The organism is Paenibacillus sp. FSL E2-0190 (assembly GCF_037992965.1).
GTDB classification, from domain to species: domain Bacteria; phylum Bacillota; class Bacilli; order Paenibacillales; family Paenibacillaceae; genus Paenibacillus_AQ; species Paenibacillus_AQ odorifer.
Map to the genome: position 1 here is coordinate 2,174,129 of NZ_CP150306.1, position 20,805 is coordinate 2,194,933.

Annotated in this window: 15 protein-coding genes; 10 read left to right on the forward strand and 5 right to left on the reverse strand. The window is 48.5% G+C overall.

The features are described from left to right. Window positions 1-9: 9 nt before the first annotated feature. Both NST25_RS09240 and NST25_RS09245 read right to left on the reverse strand, forming a co-directional pair. Window positions 10-990, reverse strand: a complete 981-nt coding sequence (locus tag NST25_RS09240) for an ABC transporter permease subunit (RefSeq protein WP_051491306.1) — start codon at window positions 988-990, stop codon at window positions 10-12. A gap of 321 nt (window positions 991-1,311) precedes the next feature. After that, window positions 1,312-3,555, reverse strand: a complete 2,244-nt coding sequence (locus tag NST25_RS09245) for a helix-turn-helix domain-containing protein (RefSeq protein WP_340393836.1) — start codon at window positions 3,553-3,555, stop codon at window positions 1,312-1,314. Between the two features lie 202 nt (window positions 3,556-3,757). On the opposite strand from NST25_RS09245, the gene NST25_RS09250 reads away from it, so the two are divergent. Then, window positions 3,758-5,323 (forward strand): glycoside hydrolase family 43 protein, encoded by a 1,566-nt coding sequence (locus tag NST25_RS09250; protein ID WP_340393838.1) that lies wholly within the window; start codon window positions 3,758-3,760, stop codon window positions 5,321-5,323. 19 nt (window positions 5,324-5,342) lie between these two features. Next, window positions 5,343-6,797, forward strand: a complete 1,455-nt coding sequence (locus NST25_RS09255; RefSeq protein WP_340393840.1) for a glycoside hydrolase family 28 protein — start codon at window positions 5,343-5,345, stop codon at window positions 6,795-6,797. 7 nt (window positions 6,798-6,804) lie between these two features. Here the strand turns inward: NST25_RS09255 and NST25_RS09260 are convergent, their stop codons facing one another. Continuing rightward, entirely contained in the window at window positions 6,805-7,686 is an 882-nt protein-coding gene (locus NST25_RS09260) for an AraC family transcriptional regulator (protein ID WP_076179655.1), read from the reverse strand. 73 nt (window positions 7,687-7,759) lie between these two features. Here NST25_RS09260 and NST25_RS09265 point away from each other — a divergent pair, with 73 nt between their 5' ends. Genes NST25_RS09265 through NST25_RS09275 form a run of 3 tightly spaced genes read left to right on the forward strand, consistent with a single transcriptional unit; the run spans window position 7,760 to window position 10,864 of the window. Beyond that, entirely contained in the window at window positions 7,760-8,650 is an 891-nt protein-coding gene (locus tag NST25_RS09265) for a pectinesterase family protein (RefSeq protein WP_339281893.1), read from the forward strand. Further along, window positions 8,625-9,689: an alpha/beta hydrolase family protein gene (locus NST25_RS09270; protein WP_340394383.1), complete on the forward strand. Its 1,065-nt coding sequence runs from the start codon at window positions 8,625-8,627 to the stop codon at window positions 9,687-9,689. Before NST25_RS09265 ends, NST25_RS09270 begins: the two co-directional genes overlap by 26 nt. A 47-nt stretch (window positions 9,690-9,736) precedes the next feature. Further along, entirely contained in the window at window positions 9,737-10,864 is a 1,128-nt protein-coding gene (locus NST25_RS09275; protein WP_076278570.1) for a glycoside hydrolase family 88 protein, read from the forward strand. A gap of 67 nt (window positions 10,865-10,931) precedes the next feature. Here NST25_RS09275 and NST25_RS09280 read toward each other — a convergent pair whose 3' ends face one another. After that, on the reverse strand, window positions 10,932-11,252 hold the full coding sequence (locus NST25_RS09280) for a cupin domain-containing protein (RefSeq protein WP_036683993.1): 321 nt from the start codon (window positions 11,250-11,252) through the stop codon (window positions 10,932-10,934). A 26-nt stretch (window positions 11,253-11,278) separates the two neighbouring features. Beyond that, on the reverse strand, window positions 11,279-13,819 hold the full coding sequence (locus NST25_RS09285; protein ID WP_248547630.1) for a heparinase II/III family protein: 2,541 nt from the start codon (window positions 13,817-13,819) through the stop codon (window positions 11,279-11,281). Window positions 13,820-14,055: 236 nt separating this feature from the next. On the opposite strand from NST25_RS09285, the gene NST25_RS09290 reads away from it, so the two are divergent. The 5 genes from NST25_RS09290 to NST25_RS09310 all read left to right on the forward strand — a co-directional run bounded on the left by NST25_RS09290 (window position 14,056) and on the right by NST25_RS09310 (window position 20,779). Then, entirely contained in the window at window positions 14,056-14,952 is an 897-nt protein-coding gene (locus NST25_RS09290) for a sugar ABC transporter permease (RefSeq protein WP_248547629.1), read from the forward strand. 87 nt (window positions 14,953-15,039) lie between these two features. Then, a complete protein-coding gene (locus NST25_RS09295; RefSeq protein WP_254847647.1) occupies window positions 15,040-15,861 on the forward strand; it encodes a carbohydrate ABC transporter permease in 822 nt (273 codons plus the stop codon). A 45-nt stretch (window positions 15,862-15,906) separates the two neighbouring features. Continuing rightward, a complete protein-coding gene (locus NST25_RS09300) occupies window positions 15,907-17,676 on the forward strand; it encodes a sensor histidine kinase (RefSeq protein ID WP_340393843.1) in 1,770 nt (589 codons plus the stop codon). Between the two features lie 7 nt (window positions 17,677-17,683). Then, the gene (locus tag NST25_RS09305) at window positions 17,684-19,300 is read left to right on the forward strand and encodes a response regulator (RefSeq protein WP_340394384.1); all 1,617 of its coding nucleotides are present in this window, start codon (window positions 17,684-17,686) and stop codon (window positions 19,298-19,300) included. Window positions 19,301-19,393: 93 nt separating this feature from the next. Then, complete coding sequence (locus tag NST25_RS09310; RefSeq protein ID WP_038569657.1) at window positions 19,394-20,779, forward strand: sugar ABC transporter substrate-binding protein; 1,386 nt, start codon at window positions 19,394-19,396, stop codon at window positions 20,777-20,779. Window positions 20,780-20,805: the final 26 nt, after the last annotated feature.

The following is a 20,805-nucleotide window of genomic DNA, read 5'->3' on the forward strand; positions in this document are numbered from 1 at the left end:
ATCAGTCTCCTAAAATAGTTTGCTGTCTTTGTCATACCAGCCGGCTAATTTGTTGGCCACCAGCACCAGAATGAAACCAAAGACGGATTGATAGAGCGTGATGGCTGAAGCAAAGCCGAATTCTCCGGAACGGATGGCTGTGCGGTATACATACACATCGATAATGTCGGTAGTCGGCAGAAGCAACGGATTCAGGAACGTTACCCCCATAATCATACTGAGATCGCCTTTCAGCATGCCCCCGATGCCCAGCAGCGTCATCAGAATGATCGACGGAATCAGCATTGGCACCGTAATTTTGGTGATAATCTGCCATCTGGAGGCACCATCGATTCTTGCAGCTTCATAATAGGAAGTGTCGATGCCTTGCAGCACCGCATAATAGATGATGGCACCGTAACCAGCGCTTTTCCAGATATTCGCTAGCACGAGAATGATTACGAACAGCCAAGGGCTGGAATACCAGTCAACCTGGGAGAAGCCGAATGTCTGGAGCAACTGGTTCATAATGCCTTTGTCGTAATCCAGCAGGGAGAACAGAATGGCTCCGATAATAATCCAGGAAATAAAATACGGGAAAAACATGACGCTCTGCGTGATTTTGATAAACCATTTGCTGCGCAGCTCATTTAGAATAATGGCGATGGCCACTGAAAAAAACGTGCCGGTTAGCATATACAGCGCATTTAACATCACCGTGTTGCGTGTAGCCCTAAGAGAATCTTCCATACTAGAGAAGAAAAACTCGAAATTAGAGAAGCCGGCCCACGGGCTGCCGAAGATTCCGTCGTTGAAGTTGTAATTTTTAAAGACGAGAATCAGACCACTCATCGGCAGATAAGCAAAAAGAATTAGAATGACGATTCCCGGAAGAGCGAGCAAATAAAGCGAGCTGTCCTTCCTTAGGGATTTACGGAAGCTCTTGGCTTTGGCCGTCCTGATTCCCGGACTTGGCATTCCTTGTGTCTCCGATGTAGCCTCTTGCATCATTAACAGTCCACTCCTTTATACTAGCGTTGTCATTTCCGTCCCTTGTTTTAGGAGAACGCTTTACATGAAAATCATAAATCCACCCGGAATGTAAACGCTATCATAATAAACGGAAAAAAGTTAAAAAAAGCGGAAAAGGGCAGCTTAAAAAAACGAAAAAGACAGAACTTTTTTGTTTTTAGGGTGCTCAAAAGCCTGATTTAAAGGGGGATTTTATAGTATAGGCCGGCGCGAGGGTTATTCATTGAAAGTCAAAAAGGGGATGTCTCCGGCTATGAAAATGCTGCCGGGACATCCCCTTTGTTCCTTACTTTTAGCGGGTCAATCAGGAAGATTCTGTTTCTGTAGAATATGATTCATTCTCCATTTAGAAGGTGTAACCCCATAACGCTTTTTGAACTGGGTTGTAAAATAGGTGCTGCTGTTGTAGCCCACTTTCTCGGCAATTTCCCGGATATCCAAGTCAAGCTCAGTGACTAATAACATCTGCGCCTGCTCCAGACGCAGCAGGTTAACGAAATCGGGAAAGCTGCAGTTTACTTCGTCGGCAATAAGTCTACTGAGATAAGCGGGACTTAGCGATAGCTTGTCAGCAAGGGCATTAAGGGAGAGCCTGGAGTCATCATAATGATCTCTGATATAACAAATGGCTTCACCAGCAATGCTCTTGGTCTGTACAGCGCTCATGCTGGCAATACGCTCGTGGGCGGTATAACAGCTGTCTACAATCCAATTCCATAGCTTGTCATAGCTTTGGATCTGCCAGATATGCTGGTAATTATCTAGAAAGCCGGAATGCTGGACGTCTGCATTAAGCTCAGCCGTGCGACTGAGTTCAAAGACCAGTCTCGATAAAGCGATGGTGGCAGGCTCGACGCGGTAACTGCAGGCTACTGCCAGCAATCTCTCCACTGCCTGCGGAATATGGTTCGAGAGTTCCGTCTGCTTAACGGCTTGCAGTACCGGTTCAAGGGCACTGTCGGGCATTGGGCTGCTGTTCAGGTGGATCGTATCATCGGCAAAGATGATGTTCTGCTGCACATGAAATTTAATATATTGCAGACTGTCCGCAGCCTCATTGTATTTAGCCCTCAGTAGGTTTAAATCATCCGTCAGCCCGCTGATTCCGAAGGCGCAGCAGGCTCCGGAAAGCTGTAGCTGAGCGGCGGTTTCTTCCCATTTACCGCGGTACAAAGCGTAATCGCCGAAGCTGCCGCTGTAAAGCTCACTCAGAATAAGTACAGCAGTGCCCTGATGCGGGCGGAAGGATTGAATGGCTGCAAGTTCACAGAAGGCATGTTCAATCTGTTGTATGTTTTCCTCAAAGGTATGCCGGAAGTCGGAGTCTTCAGGTTGTTCGGGCTCCAGAGCGGTCAGCACGCATACACAATATGCTCCCCCAGCAGCGGCTATGCTCATCAGGGGTGTGCCGCTGTTCTCCGGTGTTCTCTGCGGGGAAAGCAGCCACCGCATCAAGGCGCTATCATCGCTTTCTTTTTTTAGCTGCTCCAGCTTAACGCCAATCTGTTCGAGCTCCTGGCTTACGGTATCCAAATCGCCACCGGTTTTCAGCGCTTCTTCATTGCCAGATAGATGAGCGATATTGCCGAACAACCGGCCGATTGGCTTATACATCCGCCGTGAGATCAGGTTGGCGGTTATAGATGCGGCGGCAATCAAGGCCAAGCACAGGCCAGTCATCAGATTACGGGCATTGGAGATATCACGGATGCTATCCTTGTAGGAAGTCTCCGACACAAACCACAGCTTGTCCGCTGCAGAATATACATAGGTAATCAGCTGTGGCTCTTCACCTCCCTTATAGACAAAAGAGCCTCTTTCTGAGGTGGAGGACACCACCTGCTTTAACATGCCCTCTTCCAGAGGGATGTCAGATAATGCACTGTGCATGAGCACAGATGCTTTTCCGTCAAGCACAGCGTAACGGGTGGCTTCGCCTTCTTTTTGCGTAAACAGATTATTCTGCAGCTTTCCCAAATTGACGGTCAGTGCTACCGCACCATTATATTCGCTATCCGCAAACGCCCGGTCATTATAAAACACGGTGAGCAGGGTAATGGGGGTACCGTTATTCAAGGTTGCCTCCCACAGAAACGGTGATTCAACAATGATGTTATCCCGCATTCTCGAGAATAGCTCCAGCTTGGATTCAGGGCTTAGCGGAAGGTTTTCGAACATGGCAACAGGCTCATCCACTCCCATGATATAGGCGTTCTCCATATATTGGTTCACAACCAATGCTCCGCGGATTTGGCTTAAGGCACTGTACAACTGGTCGCTCCAGCTGGTATCGCCATTCATCATGAGCGCGTTGATGTTTGGATTCCTATAGAAGTCCATAGCGTAGTTCTGGACGATCTCTTCATAGTTTGTAAAAACGGTTTCAGTATTCACCAGTACATTTTGGTTCGCCTTGTTGACATTATCTATCGTAATATTCCGGTACCAATAAAAGATCACTACAGCCAGTACTAGAATACAGCAAACTGAAATCGCGGTTAGGCTCATAAAAAAGCGGGAGTACAATTTCTTTCTTTTTCCCAAGCTGCTCACCCCTTCAGGTAAATCCTATTACACCCATTCTAGAGGGAAAGGCTATTCGCTGACAAGGAGTGAAATATGGGCAATATAGCATGAAAGTATAAAAATGAAGAAATAGAACATAGAAAATACAAGAAAGTTAAACTTATACGAACTATAATTGGTGGTGCTTACATTTGAATTGTTTTGAGGAGGATTACTTTTAATGAGAACATTCCGCAATCCAGTGCTGCCGGGATTTTATCCTGACCCTTCCGCTATCCGTGTTGGTGAAGATTATTATCTTGTGACTTCAAGCTTTGAATTTTTCCCAGGCGTTCCTATCTTCCACAGCAAGGATCTGGTCAATTGGCGCCAGCTTGGCCATGTACTGGACCGCCCGTCCCAGCTCAATCTGGATCACTCGATTCCCTCCATGGGTATTTGGGCACCGACGCTCCGCTATCATGAGGGAGTTTTCTATATGATTACCACTTTTATTGACAATGACAAGAACCAGCATAATTTTTATGTAACAACAACCGATCCGGCCGGAGACTGGTCTGACCCTGTATGGCTGGAGGATGCACCCGGTATTGACTCCTCTTTGTTCTTCGATGATGACGGCAAGGTGTATTATACCGGCAACCGTGTTCCGCCGGAAGGGCAGGCTTATCCGAAGCATATGGATATCTGGCTGCAGGAGATTGATCTCAGCCAAGGGAAGCTAATCGGTCCGAAGCAGAGTATTTGGCAAGGCGCACTCAAGGTAGCTCATGCGCAAGAGGGACCGCATATTTATAAGATCGGCGCTTGGTATTACGTGCTGATTGCCGAGGGCGGAACCGGGCATACTCATGCGATTACGATTGCCAGAAGCAAGAGTGTGACAGGTCCTTATGAGGGCCATAAAGCCAATCCGATTCTGACGCATCGCCATCTTGGCAGAGCGTATCCTATTGTTAATGTGGGTCATGGAGAGCTAGTGGAGACTCAGCATGGTGACTGGTGGATGTTCTGCTTGGCTTCACGAACCAGCGGTGGTTATTACCGCAATCTGGGACGTGAAACCTTCCTGACACCGGTAATCTGGGAGAATGAATGGCCTGTGGTCAATCCTGGCAAAGGAGTGCTGGAATTTGAGACGGAGGCTCCGGATTTGCCAGAGACAAAATGGCCGGAATTGCCTGCGCGCGATGAGTTTATAGGTAATGAGCTGGCACCGATCTGGAATTTCCTGCGGACACCGCGGGGTGAATTCTGGAGTCTTACCGACAAGCCTGGAGTTCTACGGCTTCGCCTGAAGCCAGAACGGCTCTCGGAGATTGCCAATCCATCTTATATCGGTAGACGCCAGCAGCATTTGAGCTTCAGAGCGGCGACTGACATGACGTTTAGTCCCGCTGCAGAAGGGGAAGTAGCTGGTCTTGTTCTCCTCCAAAATGCGGATCACCACTTCCGTTATGAACTGGGGCTAGAGGCAGGCGAACGTGTATTACAGCTGATTCATCGGATGGGTGGCAGCGAGCAGCTGCTGGCGTCAGTGCCCTATCTACAGGATCAGGTACAGCTTAAGGTGGAAGCCAGAGGACAAGAGTATAGCTTCTATTACAGAGCTTCTGAAGCCGCCAAGTGGACAGCCTTCTGTGAACGGACGGATGGCAGAGTGCTCAGCACCGATCTGGCCGGAGGATTCACAGGAGCATACCTCGGGATGTACACAAGCTCTCAAGGCGCAAAGAGCGAAAGCTATGCCGATTTCGACTGGTTTAGCTATGAAGGACTTGAGTAATAGGAGGAGGTGAAATTCAATGAGCAGCAATCTTGTAACTAACACGTATCCGATTCCCGAGCTTCCCCAGATTCCCGAACGGACTTTTGCAATCACGGATTATGGGGCAGAAGAGGGGGGATTAACGCTATGTACCTCTGCTATTCAGGCTGCACTGGATGCCTGCACTGCGGCGGGAGGCGGAAAAGTTGTTATTCCAGCTGGCATCTGGCGTACAGGACCCCTTACTTTGCATAGTCGAATTAATCTGTATGTAGACAAGGGAGCATTGGTGCAGTTTGACCCTGATCATACCTTGTATCCGTTACTTTCTTCCCATTATGAGGGGAATTCCGGCTGGCGCTGTCAGGCTCCGCTCGATGGAGAAGGTTTAAGCGATGTGGCAATAACCGGTGAGGGAATATTCGACGGCAGTGGCGAAGGCTGGCGCCCAGTGAAGCGGTTTAAGATGACCGAGAAGCAATGGGAGCGTTTGATCGAATCTGGAGGAGTGCTTGATCCGCAGGGCGAAGTATGGTGGCCTTCCCGGGAAGCCATGGAAGGTGAGGACTTCTGCCGGAAGCTGTGGGACAAGGGAGAAACTAGTATGGAGGCTTATCTGCCTGCTCGTACGTATCTTCGTCCGACGTTGCTTAGCCTGCGCAATTGCCGGCGGGTGCTGCTGGAAGGGCCGACCTTCCAGAATTCACCTGCTTGGTGTCTTCATCCCATTGGCTGCGAGCAGATTACCGTACGAAATGTTCAGGTACGTAATCCTTGGTATTCGCAGAACGGGGATGGCCTTGATTTGGAATCCTGCACGCATGCTCTAGTTGAGCACAGCAGCTTTGATGTGGGTGATGACGCCATCTGTCTCAAGTCAGGCAAGGATGAGGAAGGCCGTAAGTGGGGAATGCCCTGCCAGTATATTACCATCCGGAATTGCACGGTATATCACGGACATGGAGGCGTTGTGATCGGCAGCGAGATGTCCGGAGGTGTCCATGCAGTTCGAGTTAGTGACTGCCTGTTCATCGGCACGGACATTGGCCTGCGGTTCAAAAGCACCCGGGGAAGAGGCGGTGTGGTGGAGGATATTTTAATGGAGAATATCAACATGACTGGCATCATCCATGAAGCTGTATCCTTTCATATGTTCTATGCAGGGGTTGAAGGATCGGAAGGGTATGACGAGCAGTTATTTTCGGTTACAGAGGAAACTCCGCAATTTCGGAAGATTACCCTGAAGAATATTGTGTGCCATGGTGCGGCAACCGCTCTACTGGTTAACGGGCTGCCGGAGATGCCGCTTGCTGATCTAACCATCGAAAAATTCCACGCAGTGAGTGATCGGGGAATTGTGCTGCGGCATGCCACGGGGCTCACGCTGGATCGTATCCGGTTGCAGACTTCGGAAATGCCGAAGATAACAGCGCATAGATGCAGCCACGTCACGCTCACTCATTCCGAAGATTTGACGATTACAGATAGATAAAAAAATTCTATGGATGATGGAAATCCGTCTTGAACTTCCGTGGGTGTGACCTTGCTTCTTTTCGGTATTGGAGCGGGGTCAAACCGGTTGATTTTTTGAATGTTTTATTGAAATGGGAAAGATGTTCAAATCCGACAGCGGAGGCGATCTCCTGGATTTTGCCTGTAGATCCGACAAGCAGCCGTTCGGCTTCCCTTACGCGGACATGAACGATGTATTCCCGAAAGTGAAAACCCGTCAATCGGTGAAATACACGGCTCAAGTATGAAGGACTAATGTAAAAATTACTCGCAGTCTCTTCCAGAGTAAGGGCCTCACGGTAGTGATCACGGATATAGGTGGCTACATCCGTTACTAGATGATGGAGCGGATGTTTCGTCCCTCCAGCTTGTGAGATACTCTCTGAACGCTGGAGGAGAATCATCAGCTCGGAGAATAAAGCGATTACGCTGGTTTCGTAATACGGGCGCTGCAACCGGCATTCTTCCAGCATCCGGTTCATTAGGATTTCCGCTTCGTCCTGCTCGCGCAGGGTCAGCTTGAACAAGCGGTACCCGCGGTCATGAAACCAGATGGCTTCATTCTGCAGGGATGGCGGTAGAAGAGCAGGATCATAGTTGATCAGAATCCGCTCGAATTCGGCTACTTCCGAGCTTGCTGTGGAATGAAGCTCCCGGCCGGAGATAAGAATAAGCTCACCCTTATGAACCGTAATGACTCGGTCGTCCACAAAGTATACCCGCTCCCCTTGTATCAGATAGTACAGCTCGGCTAAGTCATGGCTGTGGGGACGTGGCATAGCAGTGATGCCTTTTCGTTTCATATGTTGGATGCTGTAGCGGTCTTCTTCAATATGATATTTGTGATTGGGGCTAGTCAGGCTAGTCATAATTCTCCTCTTCTCTTACGAAGCGTTACGGTTATTATAGAATAAACTCAGGTTGATAGGAAAGGAGCCGCAGATGTTAATTACAGTCTCTAAGAGTGTCGACGAAGGATTCAGTACTCTACAGGCAGCGTTGGATTCAATTCCACAGGAACACAAGGAAGAAGTGACGATTCGTATCAAACCCGGCATTTACGAGGAAAAAATTACAGTGAAACAGGGAACGCCTCCGGTTCTGCTACTGGGGGAAGACACGAATTCCACCATCATTACGTGGTCAGACAACGCGCACACTTTAGGTCCGGACGGAGAGCCGATTGGCACGTTCAAATCCGGTACCCTGAATGTATTCGCTGAGCATTTCACCGCTGAAAATCTGACCATTCGAAATGCATCAGGTCCTGGCACTGGCCAGGCGGTGGCTGCTTTTGTTGATGCTGGTCATGCTGTATTCCGGCGTGTACGCCTGCTGGGTGATCAGGATACTTTGTATACAGGGCAAGGAAAGCAATATTATAACGAATGTTACATTGAAGGCGATGTGGATTATATTTTTGGCGCGGCTACGGCTTTGTTTGAACGTTGCCGGCTGCATAACAAACGTTCCAGAGGATATATAACAGCCGCATCAACGCCTGAAGGCGCACCGTTTGGTTATGTATTCCTCGATTGTGAAATTACTGGCGGTCAAGGTGTAAGTGAAGTGTATCTTGGCCGACCTTGGCGCCCTTATGCACATGTGGCTTTTATCCGCACGGTCATAGACAGTTCGATTATCGGCGAAGGCTGGCATAATTGGGGGCAGCCGGACAGGGAGGAAACTAGCCGCTATGAAGAATATGGCAGCAGTGGACCGGGAGCCAATCCCGAAGCCAGAGCTGCATGGTCGCGGCAGCTGATTCCACAGGAAGCTGCGGAGTATAGGGTGCTGACCGTGCTTGATGGCTGGCATCCTGAAGGATATTAAGGAAGGAGCACTTCGGATGGAGCCTCTGGAACAATACATGAAAGAACTAGCTGGTTCAGCACAACGTAACTCGGCTTTCAGCAAAGACATACCCTTTCAGCAATGGCGTGATGAGCTTAGCGCAGCATTTACGAAGCGGTTAGGTGGCTTTCCAGAAATAGCTGAGGAGCTGCAACCGGTTCTGCTGGAACGAACCGTCTGCTCCGGGTATACCCGTGAACGTATAGAGATAACTACCTATGAAGGGTTGCGCATGCCGCTGTATCTTTTGATCCCGGATCAGCCGTTCTCTACCCCTGTTCCTGCCGTTCTTGCCATTCATGGACATGGCTATGGAAGCCGGGAGATCGTAGGCTTGAACCCGGACGGATCGGATCGGCAGGGAGATCCCGGGCTGCACAAAGACTTCGCTGTTTCACTGGTAAAACAGGGCTTTGTAGTGGCAGCCCCGGAGCTGCTCGGCTTTGGGGACAGACGATTGGAAGAAGACCTAACAAGCGGGGAGCCTGGACGTAATTCCTGCTTCCGCCTGTCATCCGCATTGTTGATGGTTGGGAAGACGATGGCCGGCTACCGTATCTACGAAACCATGCGGGCACTGGATTATTTGCAGACAAGAAAAGAAGTTAAGGATGAACGAATTGGAATTATGGGTATTTCCGGCGGGGGACTGGTGGCTGGCTTCACAGCTGCACTTGACGAACGAATCGCTTGTGCGGTCGTAAGCGGGTATGCCAATACTTTCGAAGACAGTATTCTGACACGCAATCATTGCCTTGATAATTATATTCCAGGGATTTTGCTGGAAGCGGAGATGCCTGAGCTATTGGGCCTCATTGCCCCTCGTGGCCTGTTCCTCGAATCGGGAGATGCCGATCATCTGTTTGGCCCGCGCGGAACAAAATTAGCTTTAACCCAGTTGCAGACGATTTACAGGTCGGCGAATCATATCGGACAGGTAGAAGCGGACTTCTTCACCGGAGGTCATGAGATTCATGGTGAACCAGCCTTTGCCTGGCTGCGCAAGCAGCTCACTTGAGCATAAGATTAGACTTCATATGGATGACAAACGAAGGAGGAATAAGGATGTCTATAACTGAAGCAACAACCGTTCGCTTGTCCAGTAAAATCGCGAGTACGATTCTTGGAGGGTGCAACAAGCAGGGAGAGCATGAATATGTGCTGGAAAGATGGGCTTATGTTCCGGGCATGCTGCTGATGGCAATGGCCCGGGCGGGTGTTCAGCTCGACCAGCCTGAGTATGTCTCCTTTATGGAGCGGCATATGGACACATTTATTGGAGAGGATGGTTCCATCCGTACCTACAGGCTGGAAGAATACAATCTGGACCAGATTAACGAGGGGAAAAACCTGTTCTTGCTATACCAGAAAACCGGAGAAGAACGGTATGCTGAAGCAGCCCATTTGCTGGCCGCACAGCTTATTGGACATCCCCGCACCTCCGAAGGGGGATTCTGGCATAAGAAGGTATACCCTTTCCAGATGTGGCTGGACGGGCTGTACATGGCATCGCCATTCCTAGCGGAATACGGCAAGGTTTTTCAACGACCTGAACTGATTGACGAAGCGGCGCATCAGCTGCTGCTGGTTGAGCGGCGGACCCGTGATCCACGGACCGGTTTGCTCTATCATGGCTGGGATGAATCCAAAGAGCAGGAATGGGCTGACTCTTCTACCGGATTGTCCTCTCATTTTTGGAGCCGGGCGATGGGCTGGTATGCGATGGCTGTGGTTGATTGCCTGGAGCATTTTCCGCTCACTCATCCGCAGCGGGGGACGATCATTGGCATTTTCCAGCGGATGTGCGGCGCGCTTCTGGAGGTTCAAGACAAGGAGACTGGCCTCTGGTACCAGGTGTTAGATCAAGCGGGGAGAAAAGGCAATTATCTTGAAGCTTCCGGCTCGTGCATGTTTGTTTATGCGATGGCTAAGGGACTAAGATTAGGTTATCTGGAATCCTCTTTTATAGAGGCGATGTTGCAAGGGTATGAAGGCATTTTGACGCATTTGACTGAAGAGGATGAACAAGGTGTGCACTTGCACCAGATCTGTCATGGAGCGGGTCTGAGCAAAGACCGTAATGGCTCATACGATTACTATATCTCTGAGGACGTATTGTCGGATGTGCCTATGGGCGTCGCTCCATTGTTATTAGCATCACTTGAGGTGGAACGGTACCAAGCTGAAAAATAACAGAAGCCCAATCATTCCCTCTGAAATGGAATGATTGGGCCTTTTTTTGCTGCCAGATATATATTTATTAGCGTTTCAGCAGATCCTCGCGGATAGGTGTGAAGACATCGAGCAGCGCAGAATCTGCTTCCAATGCGGTTACACCGTGCTTTGCATCTGGCGGTATGGCAATACTTTGCCCCGCGGTTACCTTATGCTTCTCGCCGTCAATACGAAATTCAAAGCTTCCACGCAGACAGTAGCTCATCTGCTCGTGAGGATGGCTATGCTCATAGCCCTCGGCTCCCTTTTCGAAATGAACCTCCATCATCATCAGACTGGCTGCAGCGTTCAAGATACAGCGTTTAACTCCCGGTTCTGCTGGTTCCCATACTCCAAGATTGCTCATGTTCTAATCTTCCTCCTTGTATATAGTTATCGGGGCATGGCGATGTGAATTCTGCCTGCCTCAATTCTTAATTGGGTTGCTTCAGGTTGCCCGGATGTTGACTCAGGTTCTCCGAGCAGCCTAAGCGGTCCGAGACCCGGAACAGTAACAAGGTGTTCCTCCTTGGTGCCGTTGATGGCGGCGATAAACCATTTCCCATCCGTACGGGATATTCTGTACAAGCGTACTCCTTCGATAGCCTCTTCAAAATCAAGCTGTTCAAGCTGTAGTGAAGAAGCATCTTCTGTCCGGGGATGAAGCAGAATGACGTAATCGCTTTTACCACCATAAACACGAAAATGTTGCTGCTCTGCCAGCGGATAATTCCCGGCTACAGCGCCTTCTCCCATTGTAATCACTGGAAGTTCTGGTTCGGCGATATAAGCGCTTAGGTGCTTGCCGTTCAGGCAAGCTGCATCAATGGATTGCTCCATTATACTTGCATCAGTACTGAGTGTATGCAGATTCCAGACGCTGTTCGATGCTCCCTCAATTCGATCCCATATCAAGTAGACGTTAAAGCCTGCTTTAATGAACAAGAAATTCCGCTCATATTCCCTGGCGTTAGCCTCTGGAATAAGACTGCTGGCATGATCTAACTCTTCTGAAAAGCGTACTTCCTTGCATGTGCTTTGCAGTGGCCCATTGGCAAAATTTCCGAATGAATCGGTAAATTGAACAACATTATGAGCTGCGCTGGACACATACCAATGCCGATCCCCGTTATAATAACCTCCCGTTCCAGAATCAAGGGTTACTGGAACACCATCTGCCCAGATGGAGAAGTGCCCTTCATCATGATGAGCGTGATAAGTCAGCGGAGACGCCTCGTAGATTGCATAATGCTGAAGGTTCTGTTCTCCGTTGCGGAAGATGACATAACCGATATCGGGATAATGTACGGAGTCGAGTGCAGGCCTTTGTTCTGCTAAATCGGGCTGTGGATATAACAGCGCGACCAGAGGCAGAGGAAATGCGCCACTATCCTCAATCGGTTCTCCGCCGTGCTTCCACGTCCAGAGCATTTCCCCGGCAAGCTGGGGGTCTTCGTCCATATAGAATGGGGCCGCATATCCAAGCAGGCGAAACCATTTTTCCTGCACATTGGCATCGCCGACCGCTGGTGTAAGCAGGATGGGGGAGCCAGAAGAGCCGCCTTGAATAATATCTGGTGCAGTCACTGTTCCGATTAGGAAACGGTACATGCCCTTTACCTTCTCATGCTTGAAATAATCAATGCCCTTCAAACGCTTTAATAGGACGAAGAAGAGAAAATAGCGATGCAATACTGCGCCATGGTAGCGAATATTTTCTGGCCATGCGCCGTCTGAATCAACCACTTCTGCCAGCTGCCAGTTGATGACAGAGAGGGCATGATCAAGATATGCCTCACTTTGTTTTTCATTGGGAAAGAGGAGGGCATATACACCCAGTCCGGTTGCCCGGTCGGCATTCCAATTACTGCGTTTTCCTCCCTTTTCATCTGGGAAGGTCTCTAGATCAAACCGGTAGTAGTGGGTATCCATCATCATGTCTGCGATATAGCGGAAATGAGCGAGAAGTTCGGTTTCTTCTCCAGTGAGGAATACACTGCTGCCAGCAATCTGATCGTAGATTACCGAAGCAGCAGCGAGCCCCCTCCCGATATGCACCGCGCCGTAAGTATCATCGTCATGCCAGCCGTCTCTACGGAAAATATCCATGCCTACCCGTATATCGGCAAGCATGTACTGGAGCTTTTGCTTGGCTCGAACCGCAAATTCACTTTCACCCGTGATCATATACATATTGGCGTCCGCTCCCGTAGCCTCCAGCAGGTAGGCCCAATTGGTAAGTGTCGGCCGATTAAAAAGCGGGGAGAGCAGCTCAGTTCCTAACGGCTGCCCCGCAGCATTTAGAAAATGGACCCCGATGCAGATTCCTTCGCCTAGAGGAGCTTCCAGACTGAGCGCCGTCTGCACGCTGTAATGATCACCTTCATATACAGGTATGGTCTCTCCATAATGAAGGATTGTCAATCCTTTCACTTCCTCATTACTGATGCAGATACATTGCAAATCGTCTGCCAGACTAGCGCCAGATGGGGTTACACCAGATGGCTGGAGACCTTGCTGCCAGCTGGCCAATTTCTCTAGATATACTGTGCTTCCGTTTTCTCGGTCTTGACTCCACCCCAGCATCCCAGATTCTAGACCGCCATTCGCTAGTTCAACCGGCAAGCCAAGCTGCGAATGAGTCAGACGCAAGCCCCCGATGCACGCCGTGCCCTTTCCCCGAATCTGTACAGAAAGCTTGAGGAAGGCCGTTCTGGGAGGGGTTTTAAAAACAAAGGGTTCTACCCGGAACACCCCGAGTTTATGGAGGGGCGCAGCAGCTTCTCGGCTGGCAAATTGTTCAGACAGCTGTTGTTGTCTTTCGTACTCTTGCCGGACCTTGGGAAGCTGTTCGATTCTAAGGCGTATGCCCTCAAGCTCTCCTTCGGTATAACATCCGAAGGGGCGTGTACCGCCACCATATGCTGAAATCATCGGTAGTTCTAACCTCCTTGTAAAGTAGTCATGGTTCGTGGGTGAGCTTTCTCTTAATTAGTATAAACGTGGCTTTACGAAGGACGGGATAGATAAACAAATGAAGGAAAGGGGACAAAGCAACTGAAAAAGTGAAATTCTCCCCCAAGCGCAGTCGCTTTCTCCCTAACCGTTACGAACGGATAGAATTATCATTAAGGACATAAGCTTAGTCCAATGGACAGGAGGAACAATAAATGAATTTATCAAAACGTCAAATTAACGCCTGGACCTTCGTTGCTCCCAGTTTGATTCTGACGCTGGTTTTTGGAGTATATCCGATCTTTTGGGCTCTGAAGTACATGTTCTATGATTACCAGGGTTTCGGCGAACCCATGTTTATCGGACTGGAGAATTTCGAGCGCTTATTAAGGGATAAGGAATTCTGGAAGTCAGTGGTCAACACCTTTATCTACGCTGGAGGCAAGCTGCTCATCACCTTGCCATTATCATTTTTACTGGCGGTTGTCCTCAATCGTGCTTTGAAAGGGCGGCAGCTGCTAAGAGCGATTTACTTTATGCCGACCGTAATCAGTGCTTCGGTTATGGCCATCGTATTCTACGTTATCTTTAATTCATACAACGGGATGGTTAACCAGCTATTGGTCGGCTCTGGAATTATTTCCGCTCCGATAGATTGGTTAGGGCCGAAATATGCCTTACTAACCGCTATTATGATTGCGATATGGGGGGCTATCGGTAACTATATGCTGCTCTTTATCGCTGGTTTACAGAACATTCCTGAGGATCTCTATGAGGCGGCATCTATAGATGGAGCTGGACCTTTCAGAAAAATGTGGAACATCACCGTTCCCATGCTCGGACCTGTATTGCAAATGATCATTATGCTCGCTATTACCGCCTCCCTAAAAGGCTACGAGAGTATTATGGTGCTTACCGAAGGCGGTCCTTATGGCAAGACGGAAGTTATGTACCTGTACCTGTATAAGCTGTTCTTCCCTGTATCCAGTGGAGGTACAAGCATTCAGCAATTTGGCTACGGTAGTGCGGTTGGTTTTGCCACAGCAGTTATTGTAGGTCTGATTACCTTAGTCTACTTTTATGTATCTAAAAAGCTAAATGATATCTATTAAAAGAGAGGAGAATGAACAGTGAGTACATTACATGCGGAGACGAAGAACACTTCGGTCCAGCCTGTCCGGTCCTTCAAGACCCGAGCGGTGCTGTCCCGGACCTTGCTGTGGATTTTTCTACTTATAGTGGCGGCTTTTGCGTTGTTTCCGATTATTCTGGCTTTTTTCGGATCCCTTAAGACCAATCTGGAGTTGACGACAGGAACCACCTTGCTGCCTAAGTCATGGCAGATTGGAAACTACGCGCAGGCTTGGAATTCGGCTAACTTTGCCCGCTTTACATGGAACAGTGTGTTTATCAGTATCTTTACCACCTTAGGCACTCTATTCATTGGAACGATGGCCGCATATGCGGTAGCGAGAGTCGATTTTTACGGGAAACGTATATATGTTGTAATTCAGTCCTGCACGCTGTTCATCTCGATCGGTGCTGTGGTGCTTCGGCCGCAATTTGACCTTATGGTAGCGCTTAATCTACAGAAATCGTTATGGGGTGTCATTATTATTCTGATTAGTGCGCATGCCACGGCATTTTTTATGTTGATTGGTTTTGTACGAGCGATTCCGAAGGATCTGGATGAGGCTGCTTTTATTGACGGCTGTAATTTCTATAGCGTATACTTTCGAGTTATCTTACCGCTTCTGACACCCGCCCTTGGAGTCACGGCGCTCTGGACCTTCCGCGGAGCATGGAACGAATATATTCTGCCGCTGGTTTTTACCATGACACAGCCAAAATTACAGACACTCACCGTAGGATTGGCGGGGCTAAAATATGGTATCGGCGATGCGGCGCAACCTCAATTGATGCTCGCGGGTGCATGTCTGTCCATGTTGCCAATGATTGTTGTCTATATTTTCGCTAATAAATCGTTCATGCAGATGACAGCTGGCTCTGTAAAGGGCTAAATTCGGGGCGGGCTTCGGACAGCTATTCAAGAAGGATGTGAATACATGCTGAAGGCCTGGGTTTATCGTACCTCTTTGAAGAAAAGAATATGGTTATCTTTTACCGCACTGACGGTATTCTGTATTTCTGTCACCGGTTTATTGGCTTACTCCATCGCTTCTCGGGCGATGGAGCGTAACTCTGTCGAGTTAAATCAAAATGTGCTGACTCAGTCAATCAATGTCCTGGACCAGAAGTTAAAGCAAATCATTGTGGCTTCCTCCACGATGATGTTGAGCGAAGCTTATCAGCAGACCATCCGGGATATTAAAGCTCATAATATGGAACGTTTTTTTGCCAATTTTTCTATGCTGCAAGCGCCCTTCACGCAGGTAGAGTTGACGGAAAACTCCATTGAATCTATCTTGATCAGTACGCCGGACGGGGATTTCTACTCTACCAGCAATCAGCGCAGAACCTTGACCCCATTTCTAGAATCTTCGCTGTATCAACGGATTAAGGAGAAACCTGAAACCAATTGGGTGGAGAGTCATCGGGACGAGCTATTTGCCGGGAAACACCATGTTATTTCCCTAGTCTTGCAGCCGCTTACAGACAATTATGTCCCTGATCTATTTTTGATCGTTAATGTAAAAGAGGACATTCTTGAAGATACTGTAAGTGGAGGCGGGAGTCTTGGCTCCGCACGTTTTTTACTGATCAATAAAGAGGGAACAAGCGTCTTCGGAGATGGGAGACGTCCGGAATGGTCTCGGGACTCTGTGTTTTTGGACAAACTGAGGGAAGCAGACCGGGGTAATTTTGAATATTCTGCTGGGGATGGGCCAATGCTGCTCAGCTATGCCAGTTCAGGGTACGCAAAAGACTGGGTGTTGGTCAGCTACCTGTCCAAAAAGGAACTGCTGCAACCTGTTCGGAGTATTCAATGGCTGGTGTTGATGATCATGGCGGCATGTATCGTCATCGCGCTTTTCCTTGCAAGGTATCTGTCCGCTTTGCTACTGGGACCGCTGCTGAAACTGCAACGGACGATGTCTCGTGTTGAGCAAGAGGATCTCAGTGCACGCTTCCAGAGTCCTTTCCAGGATGAGATTGGGGAGGCGGGACGCAAATTTAACCAGATGTTGGACCGGATTGGTGAGTTGATTGCTGAAGTCAAGGATACAGAAAAAGAAAAGAGAAAAGCGGAGATCAAGGCGCTTCAGGCGCAGATCGAGCCTCATTTTTTATATAACACATTAAACACGATTTTCTGGAAATGTGAGATGGATGAATATGAAGATGTGAAACAGATGGTCATTTCGCTGTCTGCACTGTTTCAGCTGGGACTGAACAACGGGCAGGAAATTACGACCTTAGGCAAGGAACTGGAACATGTCCGCCAGTATCTAAACCTTCAGCAGCAATGTTATGAAGGGTTGTTTGACTATACAATTGATGTCGGAGTGGAACTGCTGGAGCTTCCTGTATTGAAAATTATTATTCAGCCCTTGGTGGAGAACTCAATCCTGCACGGCCTTAAGGAATTAAGGGGAGGGGGAGTGATCCGGATCTCTGTAGAAGTAGCCAAAAACACACTGCTCATCCGGGTTGCCGATAACGGAACCGGCATGAATGCGGAGAAACTCAATGCCTGGCTGAAGGAGCCGAACGGCAGTGGAGGTTATGCTCTGTCTAATATATGTAGCCGACTGCAGCTGTACTACGGCAAAGAAGCCGGATTGGTCTTTCGAAGCAGTCCGCGTGTTGAAACCGAAGCTGTTCTATCCATTCCTGTGGAAGGGGGAATAAATCCTGAACGCCCATTCAATTAAAATATGTATTGTTGATGATATTCCTGCAGTGGTCCGCGGATTGTCGCAGCGGATTCCTTGGGAGGAACATGGGATTGTGATCGCGGCCACCGCGGCAGACGGGGAAGAAGGTCTGGAGCAGATCCGCAAGCATCGTCCTGACATTGTATTGACGGATATCCGAATGCCTTTTAAGGATGGTTTAGAGATGATGCGGAGCATCCAAGCCGAGCAGCCAGGCATCAAACTGATTTTTTTGACGGGTTATTCTGATTTCACCTATGCCCAGGAAGCAGTTAAGCTGGGTGCCTTTGATCTGATTGTAAAACCGTATACCAAGGTTCAAGTGCTTGAATCCGTGTTGAAGGCCAAAGAAGTGTTGGAGCGGGAACGCAGTCAAGCTGAGCAGATGATGGGCATGGAACAAAAGCTGCGCGAGAGCTTACCTTATTTGCGTCAGGAATATATGCGTCTGCTCATCCGTTACGGAACTAGGCAGCAGCACTTGAGCCAGCAGTGGGATTTTTACAATATCGAGATGAATAACCATAACTTTTGCGTGATGGTAGCGGAAGTGGATTTTTTTGTGGAACGTACATCAGAACTTACGGTTTCCGAGGTGGAATTAATCCGCTTTGCCGTACAGAATATTTTGGAAAATACAATATCCGAATACACTCGGGGCATTGTGTTCCGGGAAAATGTGAATCAGTTCGTTATTGTGATGAACCCTCTGGCGGAGCCGAATATGGAGCAACTTGCAGAGAAATGCCGGGAAAATGTACATCGGTATACGTACCAGACGGTATCCATTGGACTGGGTGGAGAGGTGGAGGAGGTAGGGCAGCTTTCTGCTTCCTATGCGCAGGCGCTGTCTGCACTTGCGAACACCTTTCTGAACGGTGGGAACAGCGTGTACACCTATGTTGAAGATGCAGTCGTGAATGCCGCGCTACCCAGATACTCATATGACAAGGAGAAAGAATTGCTTTATTGTCTGCGTTCGGCGAATTTGTCCAAAGCAGAGGAGCAGCTGGATCATATTTGGCATGATTGGATTACTGCACCGGCAACGCCTAACCCGTCCATCGTTAAGACGCTATGTCTTGAACTGGCTCATTCTATCCATCGGATTTTTTCGGAAAAAGCAACGGATTCGGAAGTTAAAACTCTGGAAAATAAGCTTGCAGACATGAGCAGTGCAGTCTCTTTTGAAGATCTTAGCCGCCAGATTCGGGAATTTTGCCGTTTGGGCTGTACGTATTTGCAACAACGCCAATGCAGTGACGCGCGTATGCTTGTGGATCGGGCCATCACTCATATCAATGGAAATCTGCATCGAAATCTATCCGTCGCCGACTGTGCACGGGAGGTGCATCTTAGTCCTAGCTACTTCTCCAATCTTTTTAAAAAGGAGACGGGGATGACACTCGCCCAATATATTATCGGAAGACGAATGGACAAAGCCAAGGAGCTAGTGTTGGAAGGCATACAGGTTCAGGATATTGCCATCTCTTTGGGCTATGAGGATCGACCCTATTTTACAGAGCAGTTCAAAAAATACACCGGAATGACGCCGACTGACTTTCGTGCAAAATATAGCTTGCCTAAAGTGGAGGGAAACAGTGATTTCGTCTCCCATTGACAGTTGTTTTCTCCTTCACTGATAAAAGGGCAGTGGAATTATAATTTTCTTAAGAAATGAATGCGATTTCAAAAGAAAAGGGAGGCATTTTAGATGAAAAGAAATAAATGGATATTAGCTGGGGTTTCGCTGATGCTGGCTGGCTCGTTGGCCGCCTGTTCATCATCCGAATCTAATACGGAGGTAAGCAGCAGCAATACAAACTCCGAAAAAACAAAATTGGTCTACTGGACCATTGATCGTCATGATTCTGATTTTATTGAGCAAAAGATCAGTGAGTATGAAGGTCTTAATCCCAATATCGAGATTGAAATGAAGGTTATGGCAGAGAACTATACCCAGTCGGTGGATATTGCCTTCTCCAGCATGCAGGCGCCTGATATTCTCCGGGTGGATACTTATAACGTGCCAACATGGGTCAAAAGAGGGTATCTGGAATCTTTTGATAGCTACATTTCACCAGAGATGAAGAGCCGGTTCGAGAACGTACTTATCAACGAGAAAAATACCGTTGACGGCAAAATATATAGCCTTCCCAATATCGGTCAGTTCTGGCGCCTCATCTATAACGTAGATTTGTTCGAGAAGGCTGGCATTACAGAGCCGCCTACCACACTCGCAGAGATGGTCGAGGATGCCAAGAAAATTACGGCAGCGGGAAAAGATATAGGCGCTTACGGCTTCGCGGGTAATTTCAAAAGTACCAGCGGATTTGAGCGTATCGCTTATCCAATAACAACACTTAGCAAGACTAAGGGCACAGAGGGCTTCGACTTCCAGACCGGGCAATTTGATTTTAGCGTCTATAAAGAGGTTGCTGAGGCGCTGCGGCAGATTAAGGTGGATGGAAGCATGATGCCAGGATCGGAATCGCTTGATATCGACCCGCTGCGTGCGCAATTTGCTCAAGGCAAGATCGGTATGTATTTCAACCATTCCGTTGAGCCGACGGTCTACAAAACCCAATTCCCAACTGAAATTCGCTGGGCAGCTGCGATTCCTCCAACCATTGACGGGGAGCAGAAGGGTGTCAGCCAAGTTATTGCAGGAAGTTATTTGGCTATGAGCAAGGATTCGAAGCATAAGGAAGAAGCTTGGAAGTTTATTGAATGGATGTACAGTGATGATGTGCAGATTGCTTACCAGGAAGCAGGGTATGGGGTTTCGGTTATCCCATCGGTTGCTACTGTTGCCAAGGCACCAGACATTGCAGGAATTGAAGATTTTCTGCCTACGAAGTTAGACGGGATTTATCCAGCGACTCCGATGGTTATCAGTGAGGGACGTCTGGAAGGACTAAAGAAGGTTGATGTCTTCAATAGATACATTTTTGGTGGTGGAGATTTAGATAAAGAGCTTCAGGACTTGAATACTCGCTATAATGCGGCACTTGAAAAAGCCAAAGCCGCAGGTGACACCGATATCGAAGCACAGCCGGACTTCGATGCAGGTTCCCTGCAGGGATCATTGGCCAAATAAATCGAAAAAGACGCCTCTTAGGCTTC